The sequence below is a fragment of the Oceanidesulfovibrio marinus genome, assembly GCF_013085545.1.
Classification (GTDB): Bacteria; Desulfobacterota; Desulfovibrionia; order Desulfovibrionales; family Desulfovibrionaceae; genus Oceanidesulfovibrio; species Oceanidesulfovibrio marinus.
This window is the reverse complement of record NZ_CP039543.1, coordinates 1,096,950-1,121,923: the sequence shown is the minus strand read 5'-3', so window position 1 is coordinate 1,121,923 and position 24,974 is coordinate 1,096,950. Positions and strand designations below refer to the sequence as shown.

General features: G+C 62.4%; 22 protein-coding genes. 14 read left to right on the top strand and 8 right to left on the bottom strand.

Annotation, left to right across the window (positions count from 1 at the left end):
* The first annotated feature begins 86 nt into the window (after nucleotides 1-86).
* From E8L03_RS05010 to E8L03_RS05000, 3 genes are all read left to right on the top strand, one after another.
* Nucleotides 87-2,042 (top strand): response regulator, encoded by a 1,956-nt coding sequence (locus E8L03_RS05010; protein ID WP_171266729.1) that lies wholly within the window; start codon nucleotides 87-89, stop codon nucleotides 2,040-2,042.
* A gap of 145 nt (nucleotides 2,043-2,187) precedes the next feature.
* A complete protein-coding gene (locus tag E8L03_RS05005; protein ID WP_144234771.1) occupies nucleotides 2,188-2,625 on the top strand; it encodes an RrF2 family transcriptional regulator in 438 nt (145 codons plus the stop codon).
* Between the two features lie 82 nt (nucleotides 2,626-2,707).
* Complete coding sequence (locus E8L03_RS05000; RefSeq protein WP_171266728.1) at nucleotides 2,708-4,993, top strand: PAS domain S-box protein; 2,286 nt, start codon at nucleotides 2,708-2,710, stop codon at nucleotides 4,991-4,993.
* A 125-nt stretch (nucleotides 4,994-5,118) separates the two neighbouring features.
* On the opposite strand, the gene E8L03_RS04995 is transcribed toward E8L03_RS05000, so the two are convergent.
* Nucleotides 5,119-7,410, bottom strand: coding sequence for a penicillin acylase family protein (locus E8L03_RS04995; RefSeq protein WP_171266727.1), 2,292 nt, complete (start codon nucleotides 7,408-7,410; stop codon nucleotides 5,119-5,121).
* Between the two features lie 222 nt (nucleotides 7,411-7,632).
* Between E8L03_RS04995 and E8L03_RS04990 the strand changes: the two genes are divergently transcribed.
* Genes E8L03_RS04990 through E8L03_RS04980 form a run of 3 tightly spaced genes read left to right on the top strand, consistent with a single transcriptional unit; the run spans nucleotide 7,633 to nucleotide 10,741 of the window.
* The gene (locus E8L03_RS04990) at nucleotides 7,633-7,824 is read left to right on the top strand and encodes a hypothetical protein (RefSeq protein WP_171266726.1); all 192 of its coding nucleotides are present in this window, start codon (nucleotides 7,633-7,635) and stop codon (nucleotides 7,822-7,824) included.
* The gene (locus E8L03_RS04985; protein ID WP_171266725.1) at nucleotides 7,821-9,989 is read left to right on the top strand and encodes a VTT domain-containing protein; all 2,169 of its coding nucleotides are present in this window, start codon (nucleotides 7,821-7,823) and stop codon (nucleotides 9,987-9,989) included. Before E8L03_RS04990 ends, E8L03_RS04985 begins: the two co-directional genes overlap by 4 nt.
* Entirely contained in the window at nucleotides 9,986-10,741 is a 756-nt protein-coding gene (locus E8L03_RS04980) for an endonuclease/exonuclease/phosphatase family protein (protein WP_144234766.1), read from the top strand. Before E8L03_RS04985 ends, E8L03_RS04980 begins: the two co-directional genes overlap by 4 nt.
* A 34-nt stretch (nucleotides 10,742-10,775) precedes the next feature.
* Here E8L03_RS04980 and E8L03_RS04975 read toward each other — a convergent pair whose 3' ends face one another.
* Nucleotides 10,776-11,360: a TetR/AcrR family transcriptional regulator gene (locus E8L03_RS04975; protein WP_144234765.1), complete on the bottom strand. Its 585-nt coding sequence runs from the start codon at nucleotides 11,358-11,360 to the stop codon at nucleotides 10,776-10,778.
* A gap of 118 nt (nucleotides 11,361-11,478) precedes the next feature.
* Between E8L03_RS04975 and E8L03_RS04970 the strand changes: the two genes are divergently transcribed.
* On the top strand, nucleotides 11,479-12,363 hold the full coding sequence (locus E8L03_RS04970; protein WP_171266724.1) for a DMT family transporter: 885 nt from the start codon (nucleotides 11,479-11,481) through the stop codon (nucleotides 12,361-12,363).
* Nucleotides 12,364-12,490: 127 nt separating this feature from the next.
* Here the strand turns inward: E8L03_RS04970 and E8L03_RS04965 are convergent, their stop codons facing one another.
* The 3 genes from E8L03_RS04965 to E8L03_RS04955 form a co-directional block, all read right to left on the bottom strand.
* Complete coding sequence (locus E8L03_RS04965) at nucleotides 12,491-14,146, bottom strand: NAD+ synthase (RefSeq protein WP_171266723.1); 1,656 nt, start codon at nucleotides 14,144-14,146, stop codon at nucleotides 12,491-12,493.
* A 132-nt stretch (nucleotides 14,147-14,278) separates the two neighbouring features.
* Nucleotides 14,279-15,016 (bottom strand): hypothetical protein, encoded by a 738-nt coding sequence (locus tag E8L03_RS04960; protein ID WP_144234762.1) that lies wholly within the window; start codon nucleotides 15,014-15,016, stop codon nucleotides 14,279-14,281.
* A gap of 50 nt (nucleotides 15,017-15,066) precedes the next feature.
* Nucleotides 15,067-15,681, bottom strand: a complete 615-nt coding sequence (locus tag E8L03_RS04955) for a 3'-5' exonuclease (protein ID WP_144234761.1) — start codon at nucleotides 15,679-15,681, stop codon at nucleotides 15,067-15,069.
* Between the two features lie 108 nt (nucleotides 15,682-15,789).
* On the opposite strand from E8L03_RS04955, the gene E8L03_RS04950 reads away from it, so the two are divergent.
* The 4 genes from E8L03_RS04950 to E8L03_RS04935 all read left to right on the top strand — a co-directional run bounded on the left by E8L03_RS04950 (nucleotide 15,790) and on the right by E8L03_RS04935 (nucleotide 20,422).
* Nucleotides 15,790-16,149 (top strand): VanZ family protein, encoded by a 360-nt coding sequence (locus E8L03_RS04950; RefSeq protein WP_144234760.1) that lies wholly within the window; start codon nucleotides 15,790-15,792, stop codon nucleotides 16,147-16,149.
* 237 nt (nucleotides 16,150-16,386) lie between these two features.
* The gene (gene pdxA, locus E8L03_RS04945) at nucleotides 16,387-17,418 is read left to right on the top strand and encodes a 4-hydroxythreonine-4-phosphate dehydrogenase PdxA (RefSeq protein ID WP_171266722.1); all 1,032 of its coding nucleotides are present in this window, start codon (nucleotides 16,387-16,389) and stop codon (nucleotides 17,416-17,418) included.
* Nucleotides 17,403-19,064 (top strand): hydantoinase/oxoprolinase family protein, encoded by a 1,662-nt coding sequence (locus tag E8L03_RS04940; RefSeq protein ID WP_144234758.1) that lies wholly within the window; start codon nucleotides 17,403-17,405, stop codon nucleotides 19,062-19,064. Before pdxA ends, E8L03_RS04940 begins: the two co-directional genes overlap by 16 nt.
* 38 nt (nucleotides 19,065-19,102) lie before the next feature.
* A complete protein-coding gene (locus tag E8L03_RS04935) occupies nucleotides 19,103-20,422 on the top strand; it encodes a histone deacetylase family protein (protein ID WP_144234757.1) in 1,320 nt (439 codons plus the stop codon).
* A gap of 209 nt (nucleotides 20,423-20,631) precedes the next feature.
* Here E8L03_RS04935 and E8L03_RS04930 read toward each other — a convergent pair whose 3' ends face one another.
* Nucleotides 20,632-21,018 carry a DUF309 domain-containing protein gene (locus E8L03_RS04930; protein WP_144234756.1) on the bottom strand — a complete coding sequence of 129 codons (387 nt, stop codon included), beginning with the start codon at nucleotides 21,016-21,018 and terminating at the stop codon, nucleotides 20,632-20,634.
* Nucleotides 21,019-21,020: 2 nt separating this feature from the next.
* Nucleotides 21,021-21,674 (bottom strand): lactate utilization protein, encoded by a 654-nt coding sequence (locus E8L03_RS04925; RefSeq protein ID WP_171266721.1) that lies wholly within the window; start codon nucleotides 21,672-21,674, stop codon nucleotides 21,021-21,023.
* 189 nt (nucleotides 21,675-21,863) lie between these two features.
* Between E8L03_RS04925 and E8L03_RS04920 the strand changes: the two genes are divergently transcribed.
* The 3 genes from E8L03_RS04920 to E8L03_RS04910 all read left to right on the top strand — a co-directional run bounded on the left by E8L03_RS04920 (nucleotide 21,864) and on the right by E8L03_RS04910 (nucleotide 23,629).
* Complete coding sequence (locus tag E8L03_RS04920; protein WP_171266720.1) at nucleotides 21,864-22,115, top strand: hypothetical protein; 252 nt, start codon at nucleotides 21,864-21,866, stop codon at nucleotides 22,113-22,115.
* A 207-nt stretch (nucleotides 22,116-22,322) separates the two neighbouring features.
* A complete protein-coding gene (locus E8L03_RS04915) occupies nucleotides 22,323-22,925 on the top strand; it encodes a MarC family protein (RefSeq protein WP_144234753.1) in 603 nt (200 codons plus the stop codon).
* Between the two features lie 137 nt (nucleotides 22,926-23,062).
* Complete coding sequence (locus tag E8L03_RS04910; protein WP_171266719.1) at nucleotides 23,063-23,629, top strand: flavodoxin family protein; 567 nt, start codon at nucleotides 23,063-23,065, stop codon at nucleotides 23,627-23,629.
* A gap of 80 nt (nucleotides 23,630-23,709) precedes the next feature.
* Here the strand turns inward: E8L03_RS04910 and E8L03_RS04905 are convergent, their stop codons facing one another.
* Nucleotides 23,710-24,735 (bottom strand): acyltransferase family protein, encoded by a 1,026-nt coding sequence (locus tag E8L03_RS04905; RefSeq protein ID WP_171266718.1) that lies wholly within the window; start codon nucleotides 24,733-24,735, stop codon nucleotides 23,710-23,712.
* Between the last annotated feature and the right edge of the window lie 239 nt (nucleotides 24,736-24,974).

The following is a 24,974-nucleotide window of genomic DNA, read 5'->3' as shown; positions in this document are numbered from 1 at the left end:
TACCCGGCGTGGGCTGGAGACGATGAGCAGCAACGCGCCATAGAGACGACGGGAGCCGCACTACGGCCCCGGATCTGAGAGGAAGCATGGACGTCAAAAAGCTGATGCTCGTTGACGATGAAGAGGGAATCCGTCGTTTTCTGGGATTGTCGCTCGAAGACATGGGCTATGAGGTCGCCACGGCGGCCAACGGCCGGGAAGCGCTCGAGCTCTTCGATTCGTTCAGGCCGTCAATCATTCTCACGGACATCAAGATGCCGGTCATGGACGGCATTGAGCTGTTGCAGCAGGTCAAGACAATCTCTCCGGACACGGAGGTCGTCATCATCTCCGGCCACGGCGATCTGGAGCTGGCCATCGAGGCGCTCAAGCACGACGCCGCGGACTTCATCACCAAGCCCATCAATAACGACGTTCTGGAAATTTCGCTGGAGCGGCTGATCGAGAAGATTGGCATGAAGCAACAGCTTCGCGAGTACACCGAGAACCTCGAACGGCTGGTGGAGGAGAAAACCCAGCGCATCGTAGACCTGGAGCGGCAGACGGCCGCGTCGCGCGTGATGGAAGGGCTGAGCTCCGCCCTGACCAACGTGGCCAACGAGGTGGAGAGCGAGTCCGGTCTGTTCAACGAGCTTCCCTGCCTTGTCTCGGTTCACAACAGGAATCAGGAGATCGTGGCCGCCAACGCCCTGTTCAAGGAGCGGCTCGGTCACTTCATCGGCGAGAAGAGCTACTCCATCTTCGAGGGCCGCGGCGCCGAGTGCGTGGACTGCCCGGTGCGCAAGACCTTTGCCACGGGCAAGGGCCAGCGCAGCAAGGAGATCCTGGTCAGCGAGATCGGCGAGCGCATTCCCGTGTCCGTCTACACGGCGCCCATCCACAACACCGAGGGCGAGCTCGACCTCGTGCTCGAAATCTCCGTGGACATGACCGAGCTGGCGCGGCTCAAGGAAGAGCTGCTCACAACCCAGCTCAAGTTCCAGCGGCTCTTTGACGAGGCGCCGTGCTATATCTCCGTGCAGAACCCGGACCTGACCATCGCCGAGGTCAATCGCCGCTTCAAAGAGGACTTTCCCGACGCCGAGGGCCGCCACTGCGATGAAGTGCACCAGTACTGCGGTGCGCCGTGCCACGAGTGCCTGGTTACCAAGACTCTGGAGGACGGCGAGAGCCACCAGATGGAAACCGTGGTGACCACGGCCGCCGGCGAAAACAAGAATATTCTCGTCTGGTCCGCGCCCATCCGCAACGCCTTTGGCGCCATCACCCAAGTCATGGAGATGTCCACGGACATCACCGAGATTCGCCGGCTGCAGGACCACCTTACCTCCCTGGGCATCATGCTCGGCTCCATGTCCCACGGCGTCAAGGGCATGCTTACCGCCCTGGACGGCGGCATCTACCGTCTGGAGTCCGGCATGCGCAAGGAGGACCCGGAGAAGATCGCCCAGGCCATGGAAACGGTGAAGACCATGATCGTCCGGATCAAGAAGATGATCCTGGACATCCTGTACTACGCCAAAAGCCGCGCCCTGGAGGCCGAGGTGGTGGACGTGAAGGAGTTCCTGACCGGCGTGGCCGACATCGTTCGCGACCGGGCCGAGGGCGCCGGCATTGCCTACGAGTGCGTGTTCGGGGACGGCCTGGAGACCATGGAGGTGGACAGCAGCGCCTTCTCCGCCGCCCTGGTCAACTTTCTGGAGAACGCCGTGGACGCCTGCGCGGCGCGTCGTAACGGTTCCCCGCGCGTGGCTCTGCGCGCCGCATCCAAAGGCCCGGCCGTGGAGATTGTCGTGGAAGACAACGGCATGGGCATGGACCGCGAGACCCGGGAGAAGATATTCACCCTGTTCTTCTCGTCCAAGGGCAGGAAGGGCACCGGCCTGGGCCTGTTTATCTCCAACCAGACCATCGAGCACCATGGCGGCTCCATCAACGTGGATTCCGAGCCGGACAAGGGAACCAGCTTCATCATAACCATGCCCAGGCGTCTCCCGGATTCGGCCAGGCAAGCGCCGTCGCAGCCGGGTGAGTGTGAGTAATCGTGTATTTCAGACCTATATGGTCCACATAATCGCGTAATGTTGACCACTTGCATCGCCATTGCATACGGACTACACACGACTCACCGGCGGGTTTTACGCCCGGCCGACACCGCATGGATTTTTTCTTCAAAGAGCACGGTTCATGAAGCTGACCACACGAAGCAGATACGGCACGCGCTTGCTGCTGGATATCGCCCTGCACTCGGACACGGGCCCCGTCCCCAGCAAGGATACGGCCCGGCGCGAGGGCATCTCCCTCAAGTACCTCGAAAAGATGATCAAGACTCTGAACGAGGCCGGGTACCTCAAGGGCAAGCGCGGTCCCAACGGCGGCAATATCCTGACCAAGACGCCGGAGGAGATTTCCATCGGCGCCGTGGCGCGGATTCTGGAAGGCGAGGAAGACCGCGTGCTCGACTGCAGCGGCGATCCGGCCACCTGCAACCGCGCGGCAGTCTGTCTGCGGCGGTCCATCTGGGACGACGCCCATCAGGCCATGTACAGGATGCTGGACTCGTACACCCTGGCCGATCTCGTGAAGGACGCGCGTCTGTGCCCGGCTCCGACCGAGAAAGAATGATCCCGCGCGGCCTTTTCGCCGCATCCCGGTCCGTACCCCTTCGCACTTCCGTGCCCAATCGTCCGTACCCTGGAGTGAGGTCATGCCCCTCATCAACATGATCAGGCGCAGCCTCACCCTCAAGATGCTCTTCTCCGGCGGCCTGGTGCTGCTCCTCTGCGTCGTCCTCTGGATTGGCTTCAACGTCCTGTTCTTCAAGGCGAACGTCCTCAAGAACGTCAAGTCGGACATTGCCATGCTCTCGGATACTATCCTGCTGGGGCTCCACTACGCCATGATGCTGGACTCCGAGAACGACATCAAGGAGATCATCCACAACATCGGCAAGCAGGAGGAGATCAAGGGCATACGCATCTACAACAAGCAGGGCCGCATCGTCTTCTCCAACAACAAGGCCGAGGTGGACAACGTGGTGGACATGCACTCCCCGTCCTGCTGGACCTGCCACCAGTACGACCCGCCGCCGGCAACCATGGGCCTGGACGAACGCAGCCGCATCCGCGAGGTCAACGGCACCGAGATCGTGGGCATCATGACGCCCATCCCCAACACGCCGGGCTGCATCGGCGGCCCGTGCCATGTACACTCCGAGGATGAACGCCTGCTGGGCCTGCTAGACATAGAGGTCAGCACCAAGTCCAAGAGCGCCATGGTTGTGGACTTCGAGCGCAACAACCTGATCATCTCCATCATCGTTTTCATCGCCACCTTTGCCGCGCTGTTCGTCTACTCCTACCGCGCCATTTTCATGCCTATCCGCAAGCTCATCCGCGCCACCAGAAACGTGGGAGTCGGGAACTTCTTCAATGAAATAAACATGAAGCAGGTGGACGAGATAGGCGTGCTGGCCGACTCCTTCAACATGATGGGCCGCACGGTGAGCGAGAAGCACCGCGCCCTGGTGGATCAGCGCGAGGAGTATCGCGACCTCTTCCAGAACGTGCCGTGCCTGGTCAGCGTGGTGGACCGCGACTTCCGCGTCATTCGCCACAACCGCGCCTACCGCGAGCACTTTGGCCGCTCCCGCGGCAAGCACTGCTTCCTGATGAACAAGGGCCGCATGGAGCGTTGCCCCGTCTGCCCCGTAGACAGGACCTTCCAGGACGGCCTGCCCCACGCCAGCGAGGAGAGCGGCGTGTCCAAGGATGGCCATCCCATCCACTGGATCGTCTACACCTCGCCCATTCGCAACAAGGAAGGCGAGGTGGTCGCGGCCATGGAGATGATGATAGACATCACCCGCCGCAAGGAGCTGGAGGAAAAGCTGGCCGCGTCCGAGGAGCGCTACCAGGCCATCTTCGAGTCCACGCCCAACGCGCTGTTCGTGCTGGACGCCGACACCCTGGACATCCTGGATTGCAACGATTCCGCCACCACGAGCTACGGCTACGCCAACGAGGAGTTCATCGGCAGGTCGTTCCTCATGTTCTTCCGCAAGGAGGAGCGCGACGACTGGCGCGAGATACTCAAGGTGAAACGCGAGATCGACCAATGCTCGCACATCACCAAAAGCGGCCGCGCCATCTACGTCACCATCCGCATCTCGCCGGCCGAGTTCCTGGACCAGAAGGTGCTCATCGCCTCCTGCGCGGACATCACCAAGAAGCTGGAGGCCGAGCAGCAGCTCATCCAGGCCAGCAAGATGACCACCCTGGGCGAGATGGCCACCGGCGTGGCCCATGAGCTCAACCAGCCCCTGGCGATTCTCAAGACCATCAGCAACCTGCTCTCGCGCCGCGTCAGCCGCCATCAGGAGATGGATGAAACAATGCTGGAGGAGATCGCCGAGGGTGTGAGCACCCATGTGGACCGCGCCAGCAAGATCATCGACCACATGCGCGAGTTCGGCCGCAAGTCCGACCTCAAAACCATGCCGGTCAACATCAACAGCGTGCTCCAGCGCGCCTTCGACTTCTTCAGCCAGCAGCTCAACGTGCGCAACATCGCCGTGGAGTGGCAGTTGCAGGAACCCCTGCCGTTCATCATGGCGGACTCCAACCGGCTGGAGCAGGTCATCATCAATCTGCTCATCAATGCGCGCGACGCCATCGAGGATCGCTGGAAAAAGGAAAAGCCCGAGAACCTGGAAAAGCGCATCACCATCACCACTGCGTCCACGGACAAGGAGGTGGTCATCAAGTTGTGCGATACGGGCAGTGGCATCCCGGACGCCATTCGCGCCAAGCTCTTCGAGCCGTTCTTCACCACCAAGGACGTGGGCAAGGGCACCGGCCTCGGCCTCTCCATCTCCTACGGCATCGTCAAAGACTACGGCGGCTCCATCCAGGCCGTGCGCATGGACGGGGAGGGCGCCTGCTTCGTCATCACATTCCCCGTCGCCAACGGGCTGGAAATGCCCGGCCAGTAGCCATCCATCCTTTTTCATGCTGAGCATGCTGGCATGCAAGGGGAACACTGTTCCCGAACCCCAACTATGGGTCAAGGGAGCTTAGCTCCCTTGCGGGGTTCAAGGGGCAGCGCCCCTTGGAATAGTTATCCGCCGGGTTGCAGGGAAATCGCCAGGGGGAACTCGGTGGTGCGTCCTTTTTTGCTGAGCGACATGCGGATGTAGGTGCTGCTGCGCCAGAGTGGGATCTGGTCGGTGAAGTTGGCGCTGTTGATCCAGCCGTCCTCGCCGCCGAAGAGCACGAAGTAGTTGGCGTCCGGGTCGGAGAGGTCGGAGATGTGCCGCGCCTGGGAGCCGTAGGTGGTGCGGTGGCGTTCCACGGTCAGCGGGTGGGCGCGTTTCATCACGGTTTCCTGGGAGCCGCCGGCCGGGTAGTCGCCGAACACGTAGCGCGAGCCGATGACGGGCACGCTGGCGAGCATGTGCCGCGCCTCGATGCGGTGGACGTCGCCCCAGGCCGTGCCGTCCGTGCCGGTGGCTGCGACGGCTTCAAGGGATTCGGCAATGAGGGCGCGTACCGTGGCCGGGTCGGTGCGCTCCAGAAGCTTGAGCAGAAAGCCGCGCAGATGGGCGGAGCCCTTGATTTCTTCGAAGACGTCGGCCTCGCCGGCGGCCTGGGAGAGCCGCGGCGCGAACTCCACCAGGAACGATTCGAAGACAAAGGCGGCGGTGGAGTCGGCATCGTAGCGGCCGTTCCAATGGGTGATGGCGTCCCAGAGCGCGCCGGAGCGCGGCGCAGCGGAAAAGTCCGCCTCCTCGTTGATCTGCGCAAGGCGTTGCGCGAGCGTGTGCGACTCGATGGAGTAGACGTCACGCTGCAAGGCGACCATGCTTTCCACGTCGTGTGTCTCGCGCGCCGAGAGCAGCTCCTTGAGCCGACGGATGCGCAGGTCCGGCGGGAAAAAGTAGCCGATCTGATAGCTTGTCTGCGTGGGCCGGTTGTTGGCCGAGGCCAGGAACCCCTCGTCCGGATTGTAGGATGTGGGCAGCTCCGAGGAGTCTAAAATCGTGGACCACGCCTCGTCGGCCTCGTCCGGCGTGAGGATGAGCTTGGAGGCGTGCCACGCCGGCCGTTCGGGCAGATGCGCTGCCAGCACCAAGCCGATGTTCCCGGCGTCGTCGGCGTAGAGCATGTTCTGCGCCGGCACAGCGAATGTTTTGAAGGCGTCGTGGAACTCCTCCCAATTCGACGCGCGTGCCACATCCAGAAAGGCGGTCACCTCGTCGCTGGGGCGGTGACCCATCCAGCGCAGGGCCAGCGTCCGCCCGCCGGCAGACGGCACCTCGTCCACATCGGTGATCACCGGGCCGTAAGGGGAGCGGCGGATGGTGAACTCGTCGTCCACCCAGAAGCGCGTGCCCAGCGTGCTGCGCTCCTTCACAAACACCGCATCCGGCAGGGAGCCAACGTCCACCAGGTCGCTGGACAGGGCGCGCATGTTGGTGCCGCCCCAGGCAATGTGCTCGTTGCGGCCGATGGCGAAAACAGGCAGCCCCGGCGGCATGAGCCCCACGGCGTGCAGGGACGGGCAGTCCAGCCCGGCAATGAGCCAGAAGTTGGGCAGCAGCAGGCCCAGGTGGGGATCATTGGCCATGAGCGCAGCGCCGGTCTTGGTGTGCTTGCCGCTTACGGCCACGGAGTTGGAGCCGGGCTTGGCGTTGGAGAGAATGACCTCCGTGGCTTCCACGCCGTCGTCGTCTGCGGCGAAGCTCACGGCCCCGGCCAAGCCCACATCCACGAGATACTGCCGGACCTTGTCGCGCTCCGCCTTGTCCGGAATGGCGAGCAGCGAGTAGTAGGATATCCAGTTCACGTCCGTGGAAGCAAGGCGGCCCAGGGTGAGCACGTCGAGCACGGTCCAGGGCTCGGTTTTCATGGCCAGCAGGCTCAGCTCGTGCGGGTACTCGTGTGGGTTCAACCGCTTCTTGTAATAGTTGATGCCGTCCACAAATCTGGACAGCCAGCGCTTGGTTTCCGGGGGCATGGCGTCGTACATGTCGCGTGCGGCGTAGCCATAGTCGATGGTCCGCAGCGCCCGGTCCAGGCCATCCAGGGATGGGCCGCCCAGCTCGGACATGCGGCCCTGGGAAAGCCGCTTACCGATCTCAAGCTGGGCCAGCCGCAGGTGAGCGTGCACCATGCCCAGCAGGAACGCGGCGTCGTCGTCCGTGGCCGCTTCCACATACGGTATCTGATAGGCGTTCCAGCGAATCGTGGCCGGCTTCTCCAGCGGCAGGTTGTCCGTGGGAAAGGCGGCGATGCGTTCATCCGTGGTCGATGACGCCGGCAGCGGTGTGAGCAGTGCGCAGCCGGATGCTCCGGCCAGCCATACGAGCGCGAGGAGCAGTGCGAGACGATGGAATTGTTGAGCGCGCATGGGGTGGAACTGTAAACGTTGTGCAGAGAATTAGGAAGAGGCTAGCGGTTGCGTTGCCAAATCGTCATTGAACCCGTGACGCAGCATTTGAAGGGCCGGAAGGCGGGACATCGGGAGGCGAACTTGCCTCCGGCGCGCGAGTTCCGTATATAATTGTCTGATGGACCGTTCACACATCCGCCGTGTTTATTCGGCGCGTCAATATCACCATAAGGATTGTTCATGAAGCTTCGCATCTTTGTCTGTTGTCTTCTGCTGCTTTTCGCCACCGGCGTCTCCGGGCACTACCAGTCGGCCAGGGCCGCCGGCGTCACCGAACGCGTTGCCAAACAAGGCGCGCTGGATGTGAAGGAAGGGTATCGGGAAAGCGTGCGGGAGCTCAAGGCTGACTCTCATCAGGGCGTGAAGGAATGAACCCGGATTCGTACTGGACCACGGTACAATGCGGGCGGCTTTCGTTTCTGCAGGACGGCGCCCAATACTTCCCTGCGTTTGTGGAGGCTGTGCGCCAGGCGCGTCACTCGGTCTATATCGCCGGCTGGGACGTGGACAGCCGCGTGGCGCTCATAGGCAGGGACACGGACCAGCCCCTGCGTCTGGGCACGTTTCTGGACGAGGTGGCCATGAGCCATCCCGGACTGAACATCTACCTGCTGGTCTGGAACTTTTCCCTGCTCTTCGCCGCTGAGCGGGAGCCAGCCCCGATCATCTCCCTGGGCTGGAAGCGGCATGAGCGCGTGCACTACCACGCCGACGGGGATCACCCCTTTGGTGCCTCGCACCACCAGAAGTTCGTGGTCGTCGACGACAAGCTGGCCTTTCTGGGCGGCATGGACCTGGCCGTACGGCGTTGGGACCGGCCGCAGCACAATCCCGAAGATCCGGAACGGGTGGACCCGCAGGGCGAGCCCTTCAACCCCTATCACGACGTGCACTCCGTGCTGGACGGCGGGGCCGGAAAGGCGTTGGGCGGCTACTTCCGCACGCGCTGGCTCCGGGCAACAGGTGTTGAGCTGGAGCAGGTTCCGGACGAGGTGCGCGAATCGGCGTACGATCCCTGGCCGCGGAGTGTGACACCCCTCTGCCGTGACGTGAATGTGCACCTTGCCCGAACCGAGCCCAGGCACAAAGAGTTGCCCGAGGTGCGCGAGGTGGAGTCCATGATTCTGGAAACCATCCGTCGCGCAAAGCGCCATCTGTACATCGAGAACCAGTACCTCAGCTCCCACATCGTGAAAAAGGCGCTGGCGGAGCGGTTGCAGGAGAAGGAGTGCCCGGAGATACTGATCGTGATGCCGGAGAAGTCCGGCAGCTGGCTTGCGCGCAATTCCATGGACGCCCTGCGCGCCAAGATACTGCAGGATCTGCGGGAGGCGGATGTGGACAGCAAGCTGCTGATCCGCTACCCGGCGTGCCCGAAAGGGCTGCGCACCTATATCCACGCCAAGCTGATGATTGCGGACGACGAGCTGGTGACCATGGGGTCGGCCAACCTCGCGAACCGCTCCATGGGCATGGATACGGAGCTCAATCTGGCTATCGACGCGGTCGAAGCGCACAACAAAGACGACGTGCGCCAGTGCATCGCCGAGTTCCGCGCCTCGCTGCTGCGCGAGTATCTGGGCATGTCCGTGGAGGCCGTGCAGGCCTTTTGGTCCGAAAACCCGTCCTTCACGGCGCTGGTGGAAAACCTGGGCGACAACGGCTACAGCCTGGAGCCCGTGGTGATCGACGAGGATGAGCTCCGGTCCATGGAGCTCCTGAACGGCGAGGAGCGGCTGGTCGACCCGGAGCAGCCGGTGGACCTCGGCCGGCTCTTCGAAATCTTCCTGGCGGAACAGCGCACCAGCGATACCAAGAAGTTCAAGGGGCTGATCTTCAAGGCCATCGCCTTGGCGCTGCTGATCGTGGGCGGCGTCGTACTCTGGAAGTTCACCGGCCTGGGCCAGGACTTTTCTCCAGACGCCCTGGCGCAGTGGGGCGCGCAGCTCAGCGGCAAAATATGGGCGCTGCCGGTTATTGTGGCGGTCTACAGCGCGGCCGGGGTCGTCATCGCGCCGGTCACGGTGCTCGTGGTCGCCACCGGGCTCGTCTTTCCACCGTATCTGGCGGCCATATACTCCCTGGCCGGATGCCTGGCCAACGCGGCGATCACGTACGGCATCGGCCAGGCCCTGGGCAGGAACTTCGTCCGCAAGTTCGCCGGCCGCAGCATCAACGAGCTGAGCCGGCGGCTGGCCCGGAGCGGCATCCTGACCATGGCCGTGGTGCGCAACCTGCCCCTGGCGCCGTACAGCGTGGTGAACATGGTGGCCGGGGCCTCGCACATCGGTTTTTGGGACTACATGGTGGGCACCTGCCTGGGCATGCTGCCCGGCGTCATCGCGCTCACCGTCTTTTCCGGCAGCATCGTCCGGGCCTTCATGAATCCCACTTGGTGGCGCATCCTCATTCCGTTGGCCGTGATCGGCGCATTCATCCTGTTCGTGCGCTATCTGCGCAATCGCTACAGCAACGGCGATAGTGGTGAAGAATCCGCCAGAGCCCATGGCGCAAGGCGCGAAGAGCAGGGCCGGTGATCTCCGGGGAACACGATGGCGGGCATCAGGACGTTGTCTTTCCCATGCGCGTGGCCAGCTACAACGTCCACGGCTTTCGCGATGCGAGCGGTGCATGGAACCTGGAGCGCACAGCTGCAGTCATCCGCGAGCTCGACGCCCATGTGGTGGGCCTGCAGGAGGTTATCTGCCTGCGCGACTGCCCGCTGAATGCACAGTTCGGCGACCCGCGTTCGGTGCTGGCCGATCTCGCCGCTCTCACCGGGCATCACGCCATAACCGGCATCAACATGGCCACGGGCAGGAGCCCGTGCTGCAACGCTCTGCTGATGCGGGAGCTGCCGCGCGACGTGACGGCGCAGGACCTCTCGTTGCCCGGACGCGAGCCGCGGGAGGTGGTGAGCGCCGTGTTGGGAACGGAAGAGCACTGGCTGCGCGTGGCCACGGTGCATGTCGGTCTGGGCTTTGCCGAGCGGGAAGGGCAGGTGCGGCGGCTAGTGGAGCTGGTGGAAAAGTGGGGAAGCGAGCGCACAGTGGTGCTGGGCGACTTCAACGAGTGGAACCCGCTGAGCCGCACGGCCAGGCGGATGGCGCGCGATCTGGGCGCGCCGAAGAGCGGCAGGACCTTTCCGGCGAGGTTTCCGCTGCTGCCGCTGGACCGTATGGGCGCGACCCCGGACCTGCGGCTGCGGAACGCGCATGCGCACCGCTCTGCGCTGGCCAGGAAAGCCTCGGATCACCTGCCCCTGGTGGCCGAGGTGGCGGAGGTGTGAAAGCTGGCGGAATGCTTTGCGGCTTGAGCGTGTGTCAACGCATCAGGCGCATGTAAAGATCAACGGTTCTTTCCGCATGGCTGACTATCTCCCCATGCGTCGGAGTCGGCTGCAGCCCAACTAGCACGCTCATGCGCATGGACAGCAACGTGCTCAGCAGCATCTTGACCGCGTACTCCGGATCGTCGACATGGAAGCGCTCCTTCAGAAACTCGGCAAGTGCGGTAGCGGTTCTTGCCGGGCCCAGGGCAAAATGAACGCGGGTTATCTCCGGCGCGCTCGGCCCTTCTGCAAGCAGGAGGCGAACGCCAGCCAGATGCTCTTCCGACATATGGACTTCCAGAAAGCCGATGGCGAAACGCCGCAAGGCTTCACGGGTATCCTCTCCTTGCAGCTCATCTAGAAAGAGACGGCCCGACGCCTCGCGCTGGGCCTCCAACGCCGCCTGGAACAAGACCTCCTTGGACTCGAAGTAGCGGTATACCGTCTGCTTGGTGACACCGGCCCTGTTGGCGATCGTGTCCATTCCTGCCCCAAGATATCCATCGTGCAAAAATGTTTCCAAAGCGGCCTGGAGTATGGTGGCTCGCTTAAGCTCCCGTTTCTTATCCATTTTCATTGTCTGGGCCTCCCTGGTTGATTCAATAATCATACTAGTCGGTATTTTTTATCTTGACAAGAACACGCGCCTCCTTAGATCATACTTCAGAGTATGATTCAGTAACAAGGAGATCGACATGACAGTAGCACAGCTTGGCGCTTTGATGCCAAAAAGTTCGATAGAGAAAGGGGTGTTGGCGGCGCTGGTGGGCAGCCTGCTCATCAGCTTCGACCCGGTATTCATTCGTTTTTCAGGGACAGGCGGGTTTGATACGGCGTTCCTGTTTGGTCTGTTCACAGCCATTTCCATGTCCTCGGTTATCCAGGTCACGGATCAACGAGGGCTCATACGCGTTATGAAGCAGAGCGGCTGGCCGCTCATCATCTCCAGCCTGCTCATTGTCGGCAGCGCATCGACATTCGTCCTCAGCGTCAAGCACACGGATGTCAGCAATACCATGATCATCATGAGCGGAAGGCCCGTGACCACCGCTGCGTTCTCATGGCTTTACCTCAGGGAGAAGACGTCCCCGGCGCTGCTGGCGGCAATTGTGGGCGTGATCATCGGCATGGGCATCGTCGTGTCCGGTTCCCTAGAGTCGCCGCACCTTCTGGGAGACGCTCTCGCGCTCCTCACCGTGATCTTTCTCGGACTGAACGGAGCCCTTCTGCGACGCTACCCGGAGGTCAGCCGGATGGCAGTCGTCGGCCTTGCAGGTTTCTTCATGGCCTTGATCATGTTCTTCCCGGCGCAGCCCTCCAGCTACACCCTGTCGACCTGGCTGATCATGGGGGCTATGGGGCTGCTCTCGGCGCCGATCGGTCGCGTACTGAACGGTGTCTCGGTCCGCTACATTCCTGCTGCGGAAGCGGCATTGATCACGTTGAGCAGTACGATATTCGCCCCGATATGGGCGTTCATTATTTTCCGGGAAGCACCGACGTCAGCCACGCTGCTGGGAGGGGCCGTCGTCCTGGCGACCATTTTCGGGTACATTCAATGGACCAGAAAGCGGCGGTGACAGCGGGGCAGGAAGGATACAACAAGGTCCGAACCCGCGGCTCCGGCGTACTGCCTGCTGATGGCAGAAGTCGGGGCCGCGGTCTATGGATGGAAGATCCCTTCCGCAGTCAGCGCCGCCAGATCGTCTACCATTTGGCGGCCAGCGGCATGCGCCAGCCCGTGCCGAATGCGCGGTCCGTAATCTTGATGCCGGGCGCAGCCTGCCGGCGTTTGAACTCCGCGATCTTCACCAGCCGGGCCACCCGTTCCACGGTCTCCAGGTCGTACCCTTCCTCCTTGCCATGGGACGCGATGGTCTCCACGGACTGGCGCAGCTCCACGTAGCGCTCCAGTATCCGGTCGAGCTGGTCGTACGGCGGCAGGGAGTCCTGATCCTTCTGGTTGGGCGAGAGCTCGGCCGACGGCGGCTTGGTAATCACCCGCTCCGGGATGACCTCCTTGCCGCGGGTCTGGTTGAGCCAGCGGGCCAGGCTGAAGACCAGGGTCTTGGGCACGTCGGAAAGCACGTTGAGGCCACCGTTCATGTCGCCGTAGATGGTGCAATAGCCCACGGAGAGCTCGGACTTGTTGCCCGTGGACATGAGCATGGCGCGGCGCTCGTTGGACACGGCCATGAGCAGGTTGCCGCGGATGCGCGCCTGGATGTTCTCTCTGGTAAGCTTGCCCTTTTCCTCGCCCAGGGCCGGGGTCAGGGAAGAGTCGAATGCCTGCATAAGCGGCTCGATGGGCAGGGTTGCGGTTTCGATGCCCAGGCTTTCGGCCAGGAGCTCGGCGTCTTCGATGCTGGCGCGGCTGGTGTAGGGCGAGGGCATGAGCACGCCGAACACGTTTTCAGGGCCCAGGGCGTCCACGGCTACGGCCGCGGTCACGGAGGAGTCGATACCGCCGGACAGGCCCAGCAGCACGGAGGAGAAGCCGCACTTGGCCGTGTAGTCAACCAGGCCCAGGCGTAGCGCTTCCCACACCTCGGCCTCGCGGCACATGTCGGCTTCCGGGATATCCGGGGAGGCCGCGGCGTCCGGGTCCACATAGAGGATGGCCTCCCGGAAGCCGGGGGCCCGGGCGAGGAGGCCGCCGTCTGCGGCCACGGCAAAGCTGCGGCCATCGAAGACGAGGTCGTCGTTGCCGCCCACCTGGTTGGAGAAAATGATGGGCGTGTCGTACTTGCGCGCCAGGCAGGCGACCATCTTTTGCCGGAAGACCTGCTTGCCTATGGAGAACGGCGAAGCGGAGAGGTTTACCAGGTAGTCGGCGCTCTTGGCCTCGAATGCCTTGATGGGGTCCTCGGCGTACAGGGGGTGCGGCCAGAAGTCCGGGTCGTTCCAGATATCCTCGCAGATGGTCACGCCCACGGTGCGGCCGTTGCACTGAAAGCGGTCCGCCTGGGGCGAGGACTCGAAGTAGCGGCGCTCGTCAAAAACATCGTAGGTGGGCAGCAGGCTCTTGTGGAACATGGCCTCGATCGTCCCGCCGCGGCACAGGGCCGCGGAGTTGGACAGGGGCTTGCCGGTATGCGCTTCCCGCACAGAGGGACAGCCCACCAGAACAGGCGGCGCACCGGCCAGCTCGGCCGCGAGGGACTGCACTGTTTCCAGGCAGCGCTCCACGAATCCTTCCTGAAGCAGCAGGTCGCGCGGCGGGTAGCCGCAGATGGCCAGCTCCGATGTGACGCAGAGGTCGGCGCCGTTGTCGGCGGCCTCGAGAACGCGATTGGTTATCTTCTGCCGGTTGCCGGCAAGGTCGCCGACAACGAGATCCATCTGGAGGAGTGCGATTTTCATGAGCGGTTCATCCTGCGCGCGGCGGGTGTGTTGCCCGGGATATCCGGGTGGTTCCTGTCCTCCGCGGTCATGGTGTGGAATATCACTCTGCTGTCTTGCGCGTCGAGAGCGTACGGCGGGAAAAATAAGGTATCATGGCGCATTTCCGGAACCATTCTGTCCTCTTCCGCCGTATCCCGGTAGGGCCATATCCGAGCCGTCAATGCCGGATTCATCCGCGCCGCCGCTGGTGATCGCCTCCAGGAGCTGCTTGGCCATGCTCTCCTCGGCCTCCTCGCGTATCTTCTGCCCGGCCTCGCCCTTCAGGCGCGAGGGTGACTGGCCCGGCTGGGCCATGGGCAGGGGCGGCGGCTTCTGCAGATGGTTTTCATCCGCGTCCGTGGGCTGCAGCACGTAAACCACCTCCGCCGTTACGGAGAGGGCGTAGGCAGGCACGGCGTCGCCGCCGGTGTGGCGGGGAATCTCCATTTTCTCTGCGCTGTGGATGAAGACAGCGGTGCGGGCGATCTGCCCGGCTGAAGGCGCTTTGTTCCCGGCGCTCGGCCCCTGCATAGGGGCGACCTCCGGTTCGCCGAGAAAGGCGAGGTGCATCTTGAGATGGCGCGAGTCGATCTTGCCCTGCAAATCCTTGCGGGCGATCTCCAGAGCGCGGCGGCAGGCGTCGTCCAGTGCCTCCTGCCGCAACGTCTCCTCGCTGCCTCTTGGGGATGTCGAGTAGCCCGTGACGTCCAGCATCATGGAGCGGAGCTGGCGGTGGTCGGTGGAGACGAGCACGCGAAAGCTCTGCGCAACGGCCGTGCCGTGCGCGCATACAAGGATAGATGCGGTAATAAGCGCCAGGGCGGCGAGGCGTTGGAACGAACGGGTCATGTGTGTCATCCAAAAGGGCGCTACGCCGGGCGAGGGGTGGAGCGGCCGCGTCAGAGAGTGTTGACGGCAGGATCGAGCCCGGCGCGCTCCATGGCCAGGTAGAGCTCCCGGCTGGCCCAGGCGTCCGTGGCGGCGTAGGCGATCTGCTGCGGGGTGAGGGTCTGGCGCGCCCAGTTGGAGCAGCGCTCCTTTTTGGAGAGCCGGAAGCCCAGGAAGGCGGCCACAAGGTTGCGCAGGCCCAGGGTTTCCATCTCGTGGCGGCGCGCTACATCCGCCAGGTCTATGAATCCGGCGTCCTCGAACTCGCGCCTGGCCTTGAGGTCGCGCACGTCGTCGCGCACGGCTATCCCGGTCTTGGTGATCTGCGGATCGGCCAGGACCGCAGCCAGCTCGGCGGTCAGGTCCAGGCTCAGGAGCTGGAAGATGTAGACCTTCTCGGCTGTAGCCAGCTGGAGCAGGGCGGTCGGTTCCACGTGGCCTTTTTTGAAGCAGGGGCGTTTTTCCGTGTCGAAACCGAGAAGTCCTTCGGACTCCAGCTCCGAAAGGGCGGCGTCCAGCTGTCTGGCCGTGTGGACTAACTCCACAGGTCCTTCGTAACGGCGCAACGGCAGGGCGTTGACCTCGTCCTTGGTCAAGATTTGAATGGCGGCATTGTCTATAGTCATATTGAATGATCCACGAACATCATGAAGGACCGAATACTTGCCTGTTTTAGTGACATTTTGCAAGCTCCCCCTCTCGACATGGCCGGCGGAACGCGGTAGCCCCCAACCATGCTCCAATCACAAATACTGCGCATCGGCTGGCTTCTCTCGGTGGGTCTGGTCGTGGCGCTGTCCCTGCTGCCCAATGCCTCGCCGCCGTCCTCCATCCCGGACAGCGACAAGATCGCCCACTTCATCGCCTACTCCTGGCTGAGCGGGCTGGCCTATATGGCCTGGCCCAGAAACCGCGCCTGGACTCGGGCGTGGATTGCGCTGGGCCTGGGCATTGCGCTCGAGTTCTGTCAGATGCTGGTGCCGCAGCGATCGTTCTCCGTGTTCGACATGTTGGCCAACGCCTCGGGCGTGGCTTTCGGCTGGTGGTTGTGCTCGCGCCTGCTGCACAAGGTGAAAATCGGCCGGGCGGCGTAGCGCCGCAGTCAGAATCACCCACGTGCCAAGCCTCTTCCGGGATTCGGTTTCGGCGATATGCGCCGAGGCCAATCCAACCATGTGCGTTTCAGGCTCGTTTCCTGAGCCGTCCGTTTGGATTCATAGCAATTGTCCTCCTCATCATTGCAGAGTCCCTATGCCTCTGATATCCCAATGTACGGTGGCTATTATCCGTTGCGTGTCGCATCGGAGCGCGCCGCCTGAAGGATAGAGGATATGCAACAACCATTGTGCATAACGCTTGGCGACCCCAACGGCCTGGGGCCCGAGCTGGTATGCCGTCTGCTGGATCCGGACGCGGGAGCCGCCGCGCCCGGCATAGATAATGTCTCCTGGGTGCTGGTCGGACCGGCGTCATCGCTGGAATCGCACCTGGGCAACCGCAAACCGTTCTGGGCGCCTATCGGTTCCCTCGACCACATCGACACCCTCGGTCCCGGCGTCTATTTGTTTGAACCGGAGCCGCTGCGTGGGTTCAGCCCGGAACCCGGTGTTGCCTCGCCCGAGGGCGGACGCGCAGCTGGCGTGAGCTTGGCCGCCGCGTGCGACCCCCTGCTTTCCGGCAAGGCCGGCGCCGTGGTCACGCTGCCTCTGAACAAGGCCATGCTCCAGGCCGCCGGGTTCGATTTTCCCGGCCATACGGAGTTCCTGGCCCAGGCAGCCGGCCTCAAACCGGATGAAGTAACCATGCATCTGTGCGGTGACAAGCTGCGTGTGAGCCTTGTGACCACGCATCCGCGTCTGGCCGACGTGCCCCGGCTGGTGACGTTTGAACGTGTGCTGCGCTGCCTGACGCACACCGACGGCTTTCTCCGGGCTTTGGGCCTGGAGGAGGGCAGCCGCGACATCGCCGTCTGCGGGCTCAACCCCCACGCCGGGGAGTCCGGCTCCATCGGCACGGAGGAGATCGAGATCATCGCCCCGGCCATTGCCGAGGCCCAGGCCCGCGGCATCGACGCCTTTGGTCCGTACCCTGCGGATACAGTTTTCCATCGCGCCCTACATGGCGAGTTCGCGGCCGTGGTCGCCATGTATCACGACCAGGGTCTGGGACCGCTCAAGCTGATGCACTTCCACGAGGCCGTGAACGTGACCCTGGGGCTGCCCTTTGTGCGCACCTCCGTGGACCACGGCACCGGGTACGACCTGGTGGGCAAGCACACGGCCTCCACCGGCAGCCTTGAGGCCGCCATATCTCTTGCTTCCACTTTGATTTCGCAAAGGAATACGCCATGTACCTCGGAATAGACGTAGGCGGAACGCATACGGACGCGGTGGTTCTGGACCGCCGCAACGTGCGCGCCTTCGCCAAGGTCGTCACAGACCACGACAACCTGCTGGTTTCCGTGCGAGCGGCCATGGAGGACGTCCTCTCCCAGGTGAAGAAAGACCGCATCGAGCGCATTGCCCTGTCCACCACGCTCTCCACCAACGCCATTGTGGAGAACAAAACCGAAGAGACCGGCGTGCTCGTCTCCGCCGGCCCGGGCATCGATCCGGAAAACTACCACATCGGCCGCGGCTATGTGGTCATCGACGGCTCGCTGGACCACCGCGGCTTCGAAGTCAAGCCGTTGAACGACAAGGAAATGAGCGACGCGGTGCAGATGTTCCGCGAGCTGGGCATGCGCGTGCACGCCGTGGTCAGCAAGTTCTCGGTGCGCAACCCGGCCCACGAAATCGCCATGCTCAAGGCCGTGGAGACGGACTCGGACCACGTGACCATGGGCCACCGCGTCTCCGGCATGCTCAACTTCCCCCGCCGCATCGCCACGGCGTACTACAACGCTGCTGTCTGGCGGCTCTACAACACCTTTGCCGACGCTATTGCCCAGACCGTGGACGAGTACGGCCTGGAGGCCTCCATCCACGTGCTCAAGGCTGACGGCGGCACCATGCCGTTGGCGCGTTCCCGCCAGTTCCCGGTGGAGTCCATCCTCTCCGGCCCGGCGGCCAGCGTCATGGGCATCGTGGCGCTGTGCGACATCCACGAGGACGCGCTGATCCTGGACATCGGCGGCACCACCACAGACATCGCAGTGTTCGCCGGCGGCGCTCCGGTGCTGGAACCACGCGGCATTGAGGTAGGCTCCTACCCGACGCTGGTGCGCGCGCTCAAGACACGTTCCATCGGCATCGGCGGCGACTCCAAGATCATCATCACGCGTAGCGGCATGGTCCGCGTGGGACCGGAGCGCGAAGGCCCGAGCATGGCCCAGGGCGGCGAGAGCCCCACGCTCATCGACGCCATGAACTACCTCAAGCTGGCCGACTTCCGCGACCGCCACGCCTCGGAGCGGGGCATCGAACGGCTCGCCCGGCTCTGGGACATGTACCCGGACAAGCTGGCCCGCCAGGCCGTGGACTTCGCCGTGAACACCATTGTGGAAGAAAGCCGCGATATGGTGAACATGCTCAACGAGCGGCCCGTGTACACCATCTACGAGCTGCTCCAGGGACCGCAGATCGAGCCCAGGAAGGCGTTCGTCATGGGCGGCCCTGCCGCGGCGTTCCAGCCGCTGCTCAAGGAGGCCCTGAAGATGCGCGTGGAGACGCCGCCGAACTTCCAGGTGGCCAACGCCATCGGTGCCGCGCTCACACGGACTACGGCCGAGCTGGAGCTCTTCGCCGATACGCAGAAGGAGCTCCTGCACGTGCCCTCGCTCTCCATCGAGCACCCCATTCCCAGAAACTACAACCAGCAGGCCGCCGAGACGGACCTCAAGCGGCTGATGGTGGCGTATCTGGACGAGATGGGCCTGCCCGGAACGCGGGAGCTCAAGGACGATGTGGAGATTGTGGAATCGAACGCCTTCAATATGGTGGATCTCTTCGGTGGGGCGTTCCGCAACATCCGGGTCAAGGCGCAGCTCCGGCCCGGCATTCTGGACTGATCATCCGGCCACGGCCGGATTCTATAGAAGGACATACCATGCTCGAAGCCAAGAACAAGCTCGGCGTCATCTTCTTCCCGGCGTTCGACTGGGCCATTGAGCCCACGCACCCGGAGCGGGAGGAACGGCTCCTCTACACGCAGGACCAGCTCAGCGAAGAGGGCATTTTCGACATCGAGGGAATCACCGAGTACAAGCCCGAGGTCGCCACGCGGCGGGACGTGGAGCGCGTGCACTTCTGCCTGCCCAGCGTGGAGACCGTGGCCACCAAGTCGCACATGATCTCGGCCGGCGGCGCCATCCGCGCCGGACGGCTCATCATGGAAAAGGAGGCCGACCGCGCCTTCGCCCTGGTGCGGCCGCCCGGACACCACGCCATGAAGATCGTGGAGGGCAACCGTGGGTTCTGCAACATCAACATCGAAGCCGTGATGATCGAGTGGATTCGCGAGAACTACGGCCAGAAGCGCGTGGCCATTGTGGATACCGACTGCCACCACGGCGACGGCACCCAGGACATCTACTGGCACGACCGCAACACGCTGTTCATCTCCCTGCACCAGGACGGCCGCACCCTGTACCCCGGCTCCGGCTTCCCGGACGAGCTGGGCGGCCCCAATGCCCTGGGCAAGACCCTGAACGTGCCGCTGCCGCCGCGCACCGCGGATGAAGGCTTCCTTTACGTGATCGACGAGCTCGTGCTGCCCATCCTGGACGACTTCAAGCCGGACATCATCATCAACTCCGCCGGCCAGGACAACCACTTCACCGATCCCATCACCAACATGAACTTCTCGGCCCAGGGCTACGCCCACCTCAACGAGCGGCTCAAGCCGGACATCGCCGTGCTCGAAGGCGGCTACGCCATCCAGGGCGCGCTGCCCTACGTCAACTTGGGCATCTGCCTGGCCATGGCCGGGGTGGACTACTCCAAGGTCTCCGAGCCGGAGTACCACCCGGAAAAGCTGCGCCAGGACGTGCGCTCCATGGACTCCATCAAACGCATCTGCGACGACGTCCGCGATCGCTACTTCAACCCGCCGTCCACACCACGCGACGGCGACGTGACCGGTCAGTGGTTCACCCGCATGAAGGACGTGTTCTACGATACGGACGGCATCCGCGAAAGCCAGATCGAAAGCGCGGTCATCTGCCCGGACTGCTCCGGCACCGTGAAGACCGAGGTCTGGTCCACGTCCAACCCCCTGTCCCTGTGCGTCGACATCCCCCTGGACGCCTGCGACAAATGTGTGGGCCTGGGACGCCGCGCCATCGAGGAAGGCCACACCAAAGGCAGCTACCGCATTGTCCAGGCCATCAACAGACGGGATAAAGAGTACACGCAGTTCGGGTTCTAGGAAGAATAAGTTCAGTGAGCGGGGGCAAACCTTTCTGGAGAAAGGGGTGCGCAACTTTGGCCCCGCGCCCCCTTTCCAAAGACTTTTAGCTGGGAACTGAAGGTCTTAGAAAGAGGGATGGAACAAAATCTCAGCCAAAAAATTTAGGAAGGGAGAGCGCGAGAGGGAAACCCTTTTTTCAAAAGGTGTCCCTCTCGCCTTCTTTTTTTCTACACAGGGTGGATGACCGGGATGAGCTCGTCGGGCACGGGGGCGCAGCCTTGGCGTTCGGTAACCCAGGCGAGGGCGGCGCGGGCGTCGGCAACGAGGCGTTCCAGGTCGAGCCCCATGCACGAGGGCAGGTAGGGGGCCACGTAATCGGCGCCTTTCTGCAGCAGGGAAAGGCAGCCGGTACGCTTGCCGCGCTGGTTGTGGTGCATGCCGCCGGCGATCATGATGATGCCTTTGTACAGGTTGCGCACCGGACCTTTTTCCAGCAGCCACAGGGTTTCCAGCACGTCGTGGGTGGCAAAGAACTCGCGGTTGTTGAAGTGCGCCACGGCCCGGGTGAGGAGCTCCGGCGCGGGCTCGCTGCATTGTGAGCGAACGTCGGTCATGGCTACAGCCCCAGGTCCTCGTTGACCAGAACGACTTTGATGCGCTTTTTCGGGAAGGACTTTTCGGTGATCGTCCAGGTGTTACAGATGCGGTCCGGGCTGCTACAGTCCTCGCAGAAGCCGGTCTTGGTGCAGGGCGTCTTCTTGTCCAGGCGCATGGCGTTGGGCGGGGCGGCGCGGTCCTTCACGCGGAAGAGGGCGTCTTCGATGTCGGCCACGAGCTTGTTGCGGCCGGCGATGACGATGACGTTCTTGGGGCCGAAGGTGAGCGCGCCCACGCGGTTGCCGACCATATCCAGGTTCACGAGCTTGCCGGTGAGGGTCACGGCGTTGGCGCTCAGCATGTAGCAGTCCACCTGCAAAGCCTGGCGGCGGATGGCGATCATTTCTTCAGGCGAAGCGTTTTTGGGATACGGGTCGAGCGCCTCATACTGCGAATCGTTCTTCACCGCATCGGGGATGCCCAGAGCGCCCAGGGTAACGGAGCCGCCCCAGGAAAGGGTCTTGGCGCCGGTGGCGGGCAGAATCGTTTCGAGCACGAGGCGGCCGGCGTCGGCTGCGTTGTCGGCGCGAAAGACCTCGAAGTTGTTCTTGGTCAGCGCCTTTTCGCAGTCGTCCAGGCGCAGGCCCCAGTAGTGGGTATCGTAATTGTCCATGACAGCTCCTTGAGTGTGAGTGGGAATAACGTAACCATTCATACAAGCTTGGCCGGGCAAATTCAAAGGGGTTTTGCAGAGAAGCGGCCCGGTCGGAGCGCGATTTTTCCCTTTTGTCTTGGCTGTGGCCCCATGATAGACAAGGTCGATGTCGTCACAATCTTGCCAACGCGTACAAGGAATTGGCTCATGATACGCATCATCAAGTCGTGCACTGAGTGTCCCTTTTGCTCGTATCAGGAAAAGCAGGGGTTCTGTTCCGTCTCCGTTATCGATTTCCGGCCCATCCCCGCGGATGTGATGAAGGCCCGGCCCAGCTGGTGCCCCTTGCGGGGTGAGCAGATCGTGGTCCGCCAGCCCTTCTCCTGCGATGAGGCGGCCACCCCGGAGGAGCAGGCCGTGTGCTCGCCCCAGGATCTGGGCGGCCAGAGCTCGGAGTAGCGCCGGGGCGGCAGTTCCCGGACCACGCGTACTTGGGGCGCGACGGCATTGGCCTTATGTCAGACCTTTGCACTGCACTTCTGTCTCCAGGTTCGCCCCACCAGTCCCCGTGCTCGGCCAATGGACTCGTCGTATTGCACCAACATTTGAGCATTACTCAGGATTATAGATGACCCAGGACGTTCGACACGCAGCCGGGGCGCGCGCATGAGCGGCGTTTCCATTTTTGAGATCGCGGCCCCGCTGTTCCTCATCATGGACCCCATCGGCAACGGGCCCATGGCTCTGGCGCTGCTCAAGCGGTTTCCGCCCAAGACCCAGCAGAAGATCATCCTGCGCGAGCTGGTCTTTGCGCTGCTCATCGCGGTTTTCTTCGCTTTTCTTGGCGACAAGCTGCTGGGCTTCTTGAATATTGATCCCTCCACGCTGCGTGTGGCCGGTGGCGTCATTCTGTTCATCATCTCCCTGCGGATGGTCTTCCCGCCGCCGAACGAAGGCGAGGAAGCGCTGGACCCCGCGGCAAGCGATCCCTTCATTGTGCCCATCGCCGTGCCGTTCATCGCCGGACCCTCGCTGCTTGCCGCCGTCATGCTGTACGCGCACCGGGACGATGGGGTCTGGACCGCACTGGGCGGGCTGGGCCTTGCCTGGCTCGGTACAGCCGCGATCATGCTGCTCATGCCGCAGCTCTCGCGCCTGCTCGGTAAACGCGGCATGCGCGCCGCCGAACGGCTCATGGGCCTGATCCTCATCCTCCTGTCTGTGCAGATGCTCGAAGACGGCGTACGCATGTTCGTCGAGAGCATGTAAAAACATGATCTTTGCGAGGGCTTCGCTCTCACGCTCCCACCAGAACGGGGTCAAGGGGCCAGTGGTCCCTTGCGGGTGCCCGAGGGCAGAGCCCTCGGATATAAATTTTCAATTATATCAATAAAGGAGATTTAGATATGAAGATTGTCACGCTCCTGGGGAGCGCCAAGAAGAAGGGCAACACGGCAACGGTGTTGGGCTGGACGGAAGACGAGTTGCGGGCCCTGGGGCACGAAGTGGAGCGGGTGGAGTTGGCCAACGCGAACATCAGCGGATGTATGGGCTGCGCCAAATGCCGCAAGCATCCGGATGAGATCGCCTGCGTGCAGAATGATGATGCGAACGTCATTCTGGGGAAGATGATCGCCGCCGACGCAGTGCTGTTCGCGTCGCCGCTGTATTTCTGGTCGTTCACGGCGCAGATGAAACTGCTGATCGACCGTACGTACGCCCTGGTGGCCAACTACCTGCAGCCCAATCAGATTTCGCTGATGCAGGACAAGCGCATCGGCCTCATCGCCACAGGCGGCAGCACCTATGAGGACAACGCCGAGGCCATGTTCACGACCTTTGACCGGCTTGCCGGCTTCCTGATGGTGGAGAAGGCCGGGGAGCTGTACGCGCAGTGCCAGAGCCACCCCTCCCGGGTGCCGGCGGATGTCGAGGAAAAAGCAAAGGAGCTGGCGCGGTCTCTGACGGCGTAGCGCCGGGAATCATGCAATTCGCGGCGGAGAGCATTGCTGGTGTGATGCATATCCGCCGCGGAAGATGCTAGAGGGCGATGCTACTTCTGGATGCTGACTGCGGGCCGGCTTATGAAAACTCTTCTGGCAAGGATGTAGCCATTGGAAGAGAGGTTCTCGATAAAGACGCAGAACATGAAGAACAGCGGGAAGAATACGGCGAAGATCAGGCCGTTGACTAAGTATTTCCCGGAGATGATGTTGAAATCGTAGAGCGCGGTCGCAAACATGCCTTCAAACAGATAGATCGAGTAGGTGTAGGCGCCAATTCTACAGAGAGTTTTCTTGAACGGCAGCGTAAGCGTGCTGTTGAAGATGAAGAGGTAGACAAAGGCTGTGGTCGTGAAGATGAAGATGATCGAGATCGCGGTTTTTATGTCGAGCTGTACGTCTGGAAAGTAATTGATCTCTGTGGTCAGTGCTGCGGATATCATCATGACGATAAAGAGCAGCGCCAGATAGATGCGGTTCTGCGAAGGCATGACGGCTTCTTTCAGCAAAGGAAAGAGCATGCCCACGCAGAACAGGAAGTACTCCGAGAAGTAGATGTCTCTGTAGATCCAGCAGCGGACGTCGGGCGCATCCATGGCCGGCATGATGATGTTGAGCGCCGTGAATACACCGATGAAGATGTAGAGTGACCTGAGCCCGTACTTCCGAATCAGATTATAGACAGCCGGCGCAAAGACGTAGCAGGGTATCAGCGCGTGGAGAAACCAGACGCGCGGCGGGTCTGTAAAGTTGATCAGGAAAAAGTCATAGACCATGTCGCGGCTGAACGTCGCAGAGCTGTCGAATCCCAGATCGATGAAAAAGCTGACCCAGTAGAGTGGGAAGATCCGCAGGAATCGCTTCAGGTAGAACTGGAACAGTGGTTCGCATGATGCGTCGCTTTTCTTGAGCGAGTGGTACAGGCCGAAGCCGCTCAAGAGAAAGAAGACGGCGATGAGATGATTGCCGTAGGTGGGCAGCTCCGCGGGCATAAAACGTTGCGAGAAATGTCCGCTCACAACGCAGAGAATGGCAATCCCCTTGAGATACGACGTCAGCTCGCGGTTTGTACTCACGTGGCACCTCGACCCTGTGTACGAATCGGCCTGCGTCATGCTGAGTCACATCGCTGCAGCTATCGGCGTGGGGATACGCCGAGTGCACGGATGGGGCTTGAGCAAGCGGCACGCACCGCGGCCGCATTCCCCTCCGTACGCGGGAAAATATAGCCTGCTTTTTGGGTATGTTCTATGGAGTGGCGGAAAAATACCCGGTTTTTAAAGTATAGTTGCCCGAGGGTAGGGACGGCTGGCGT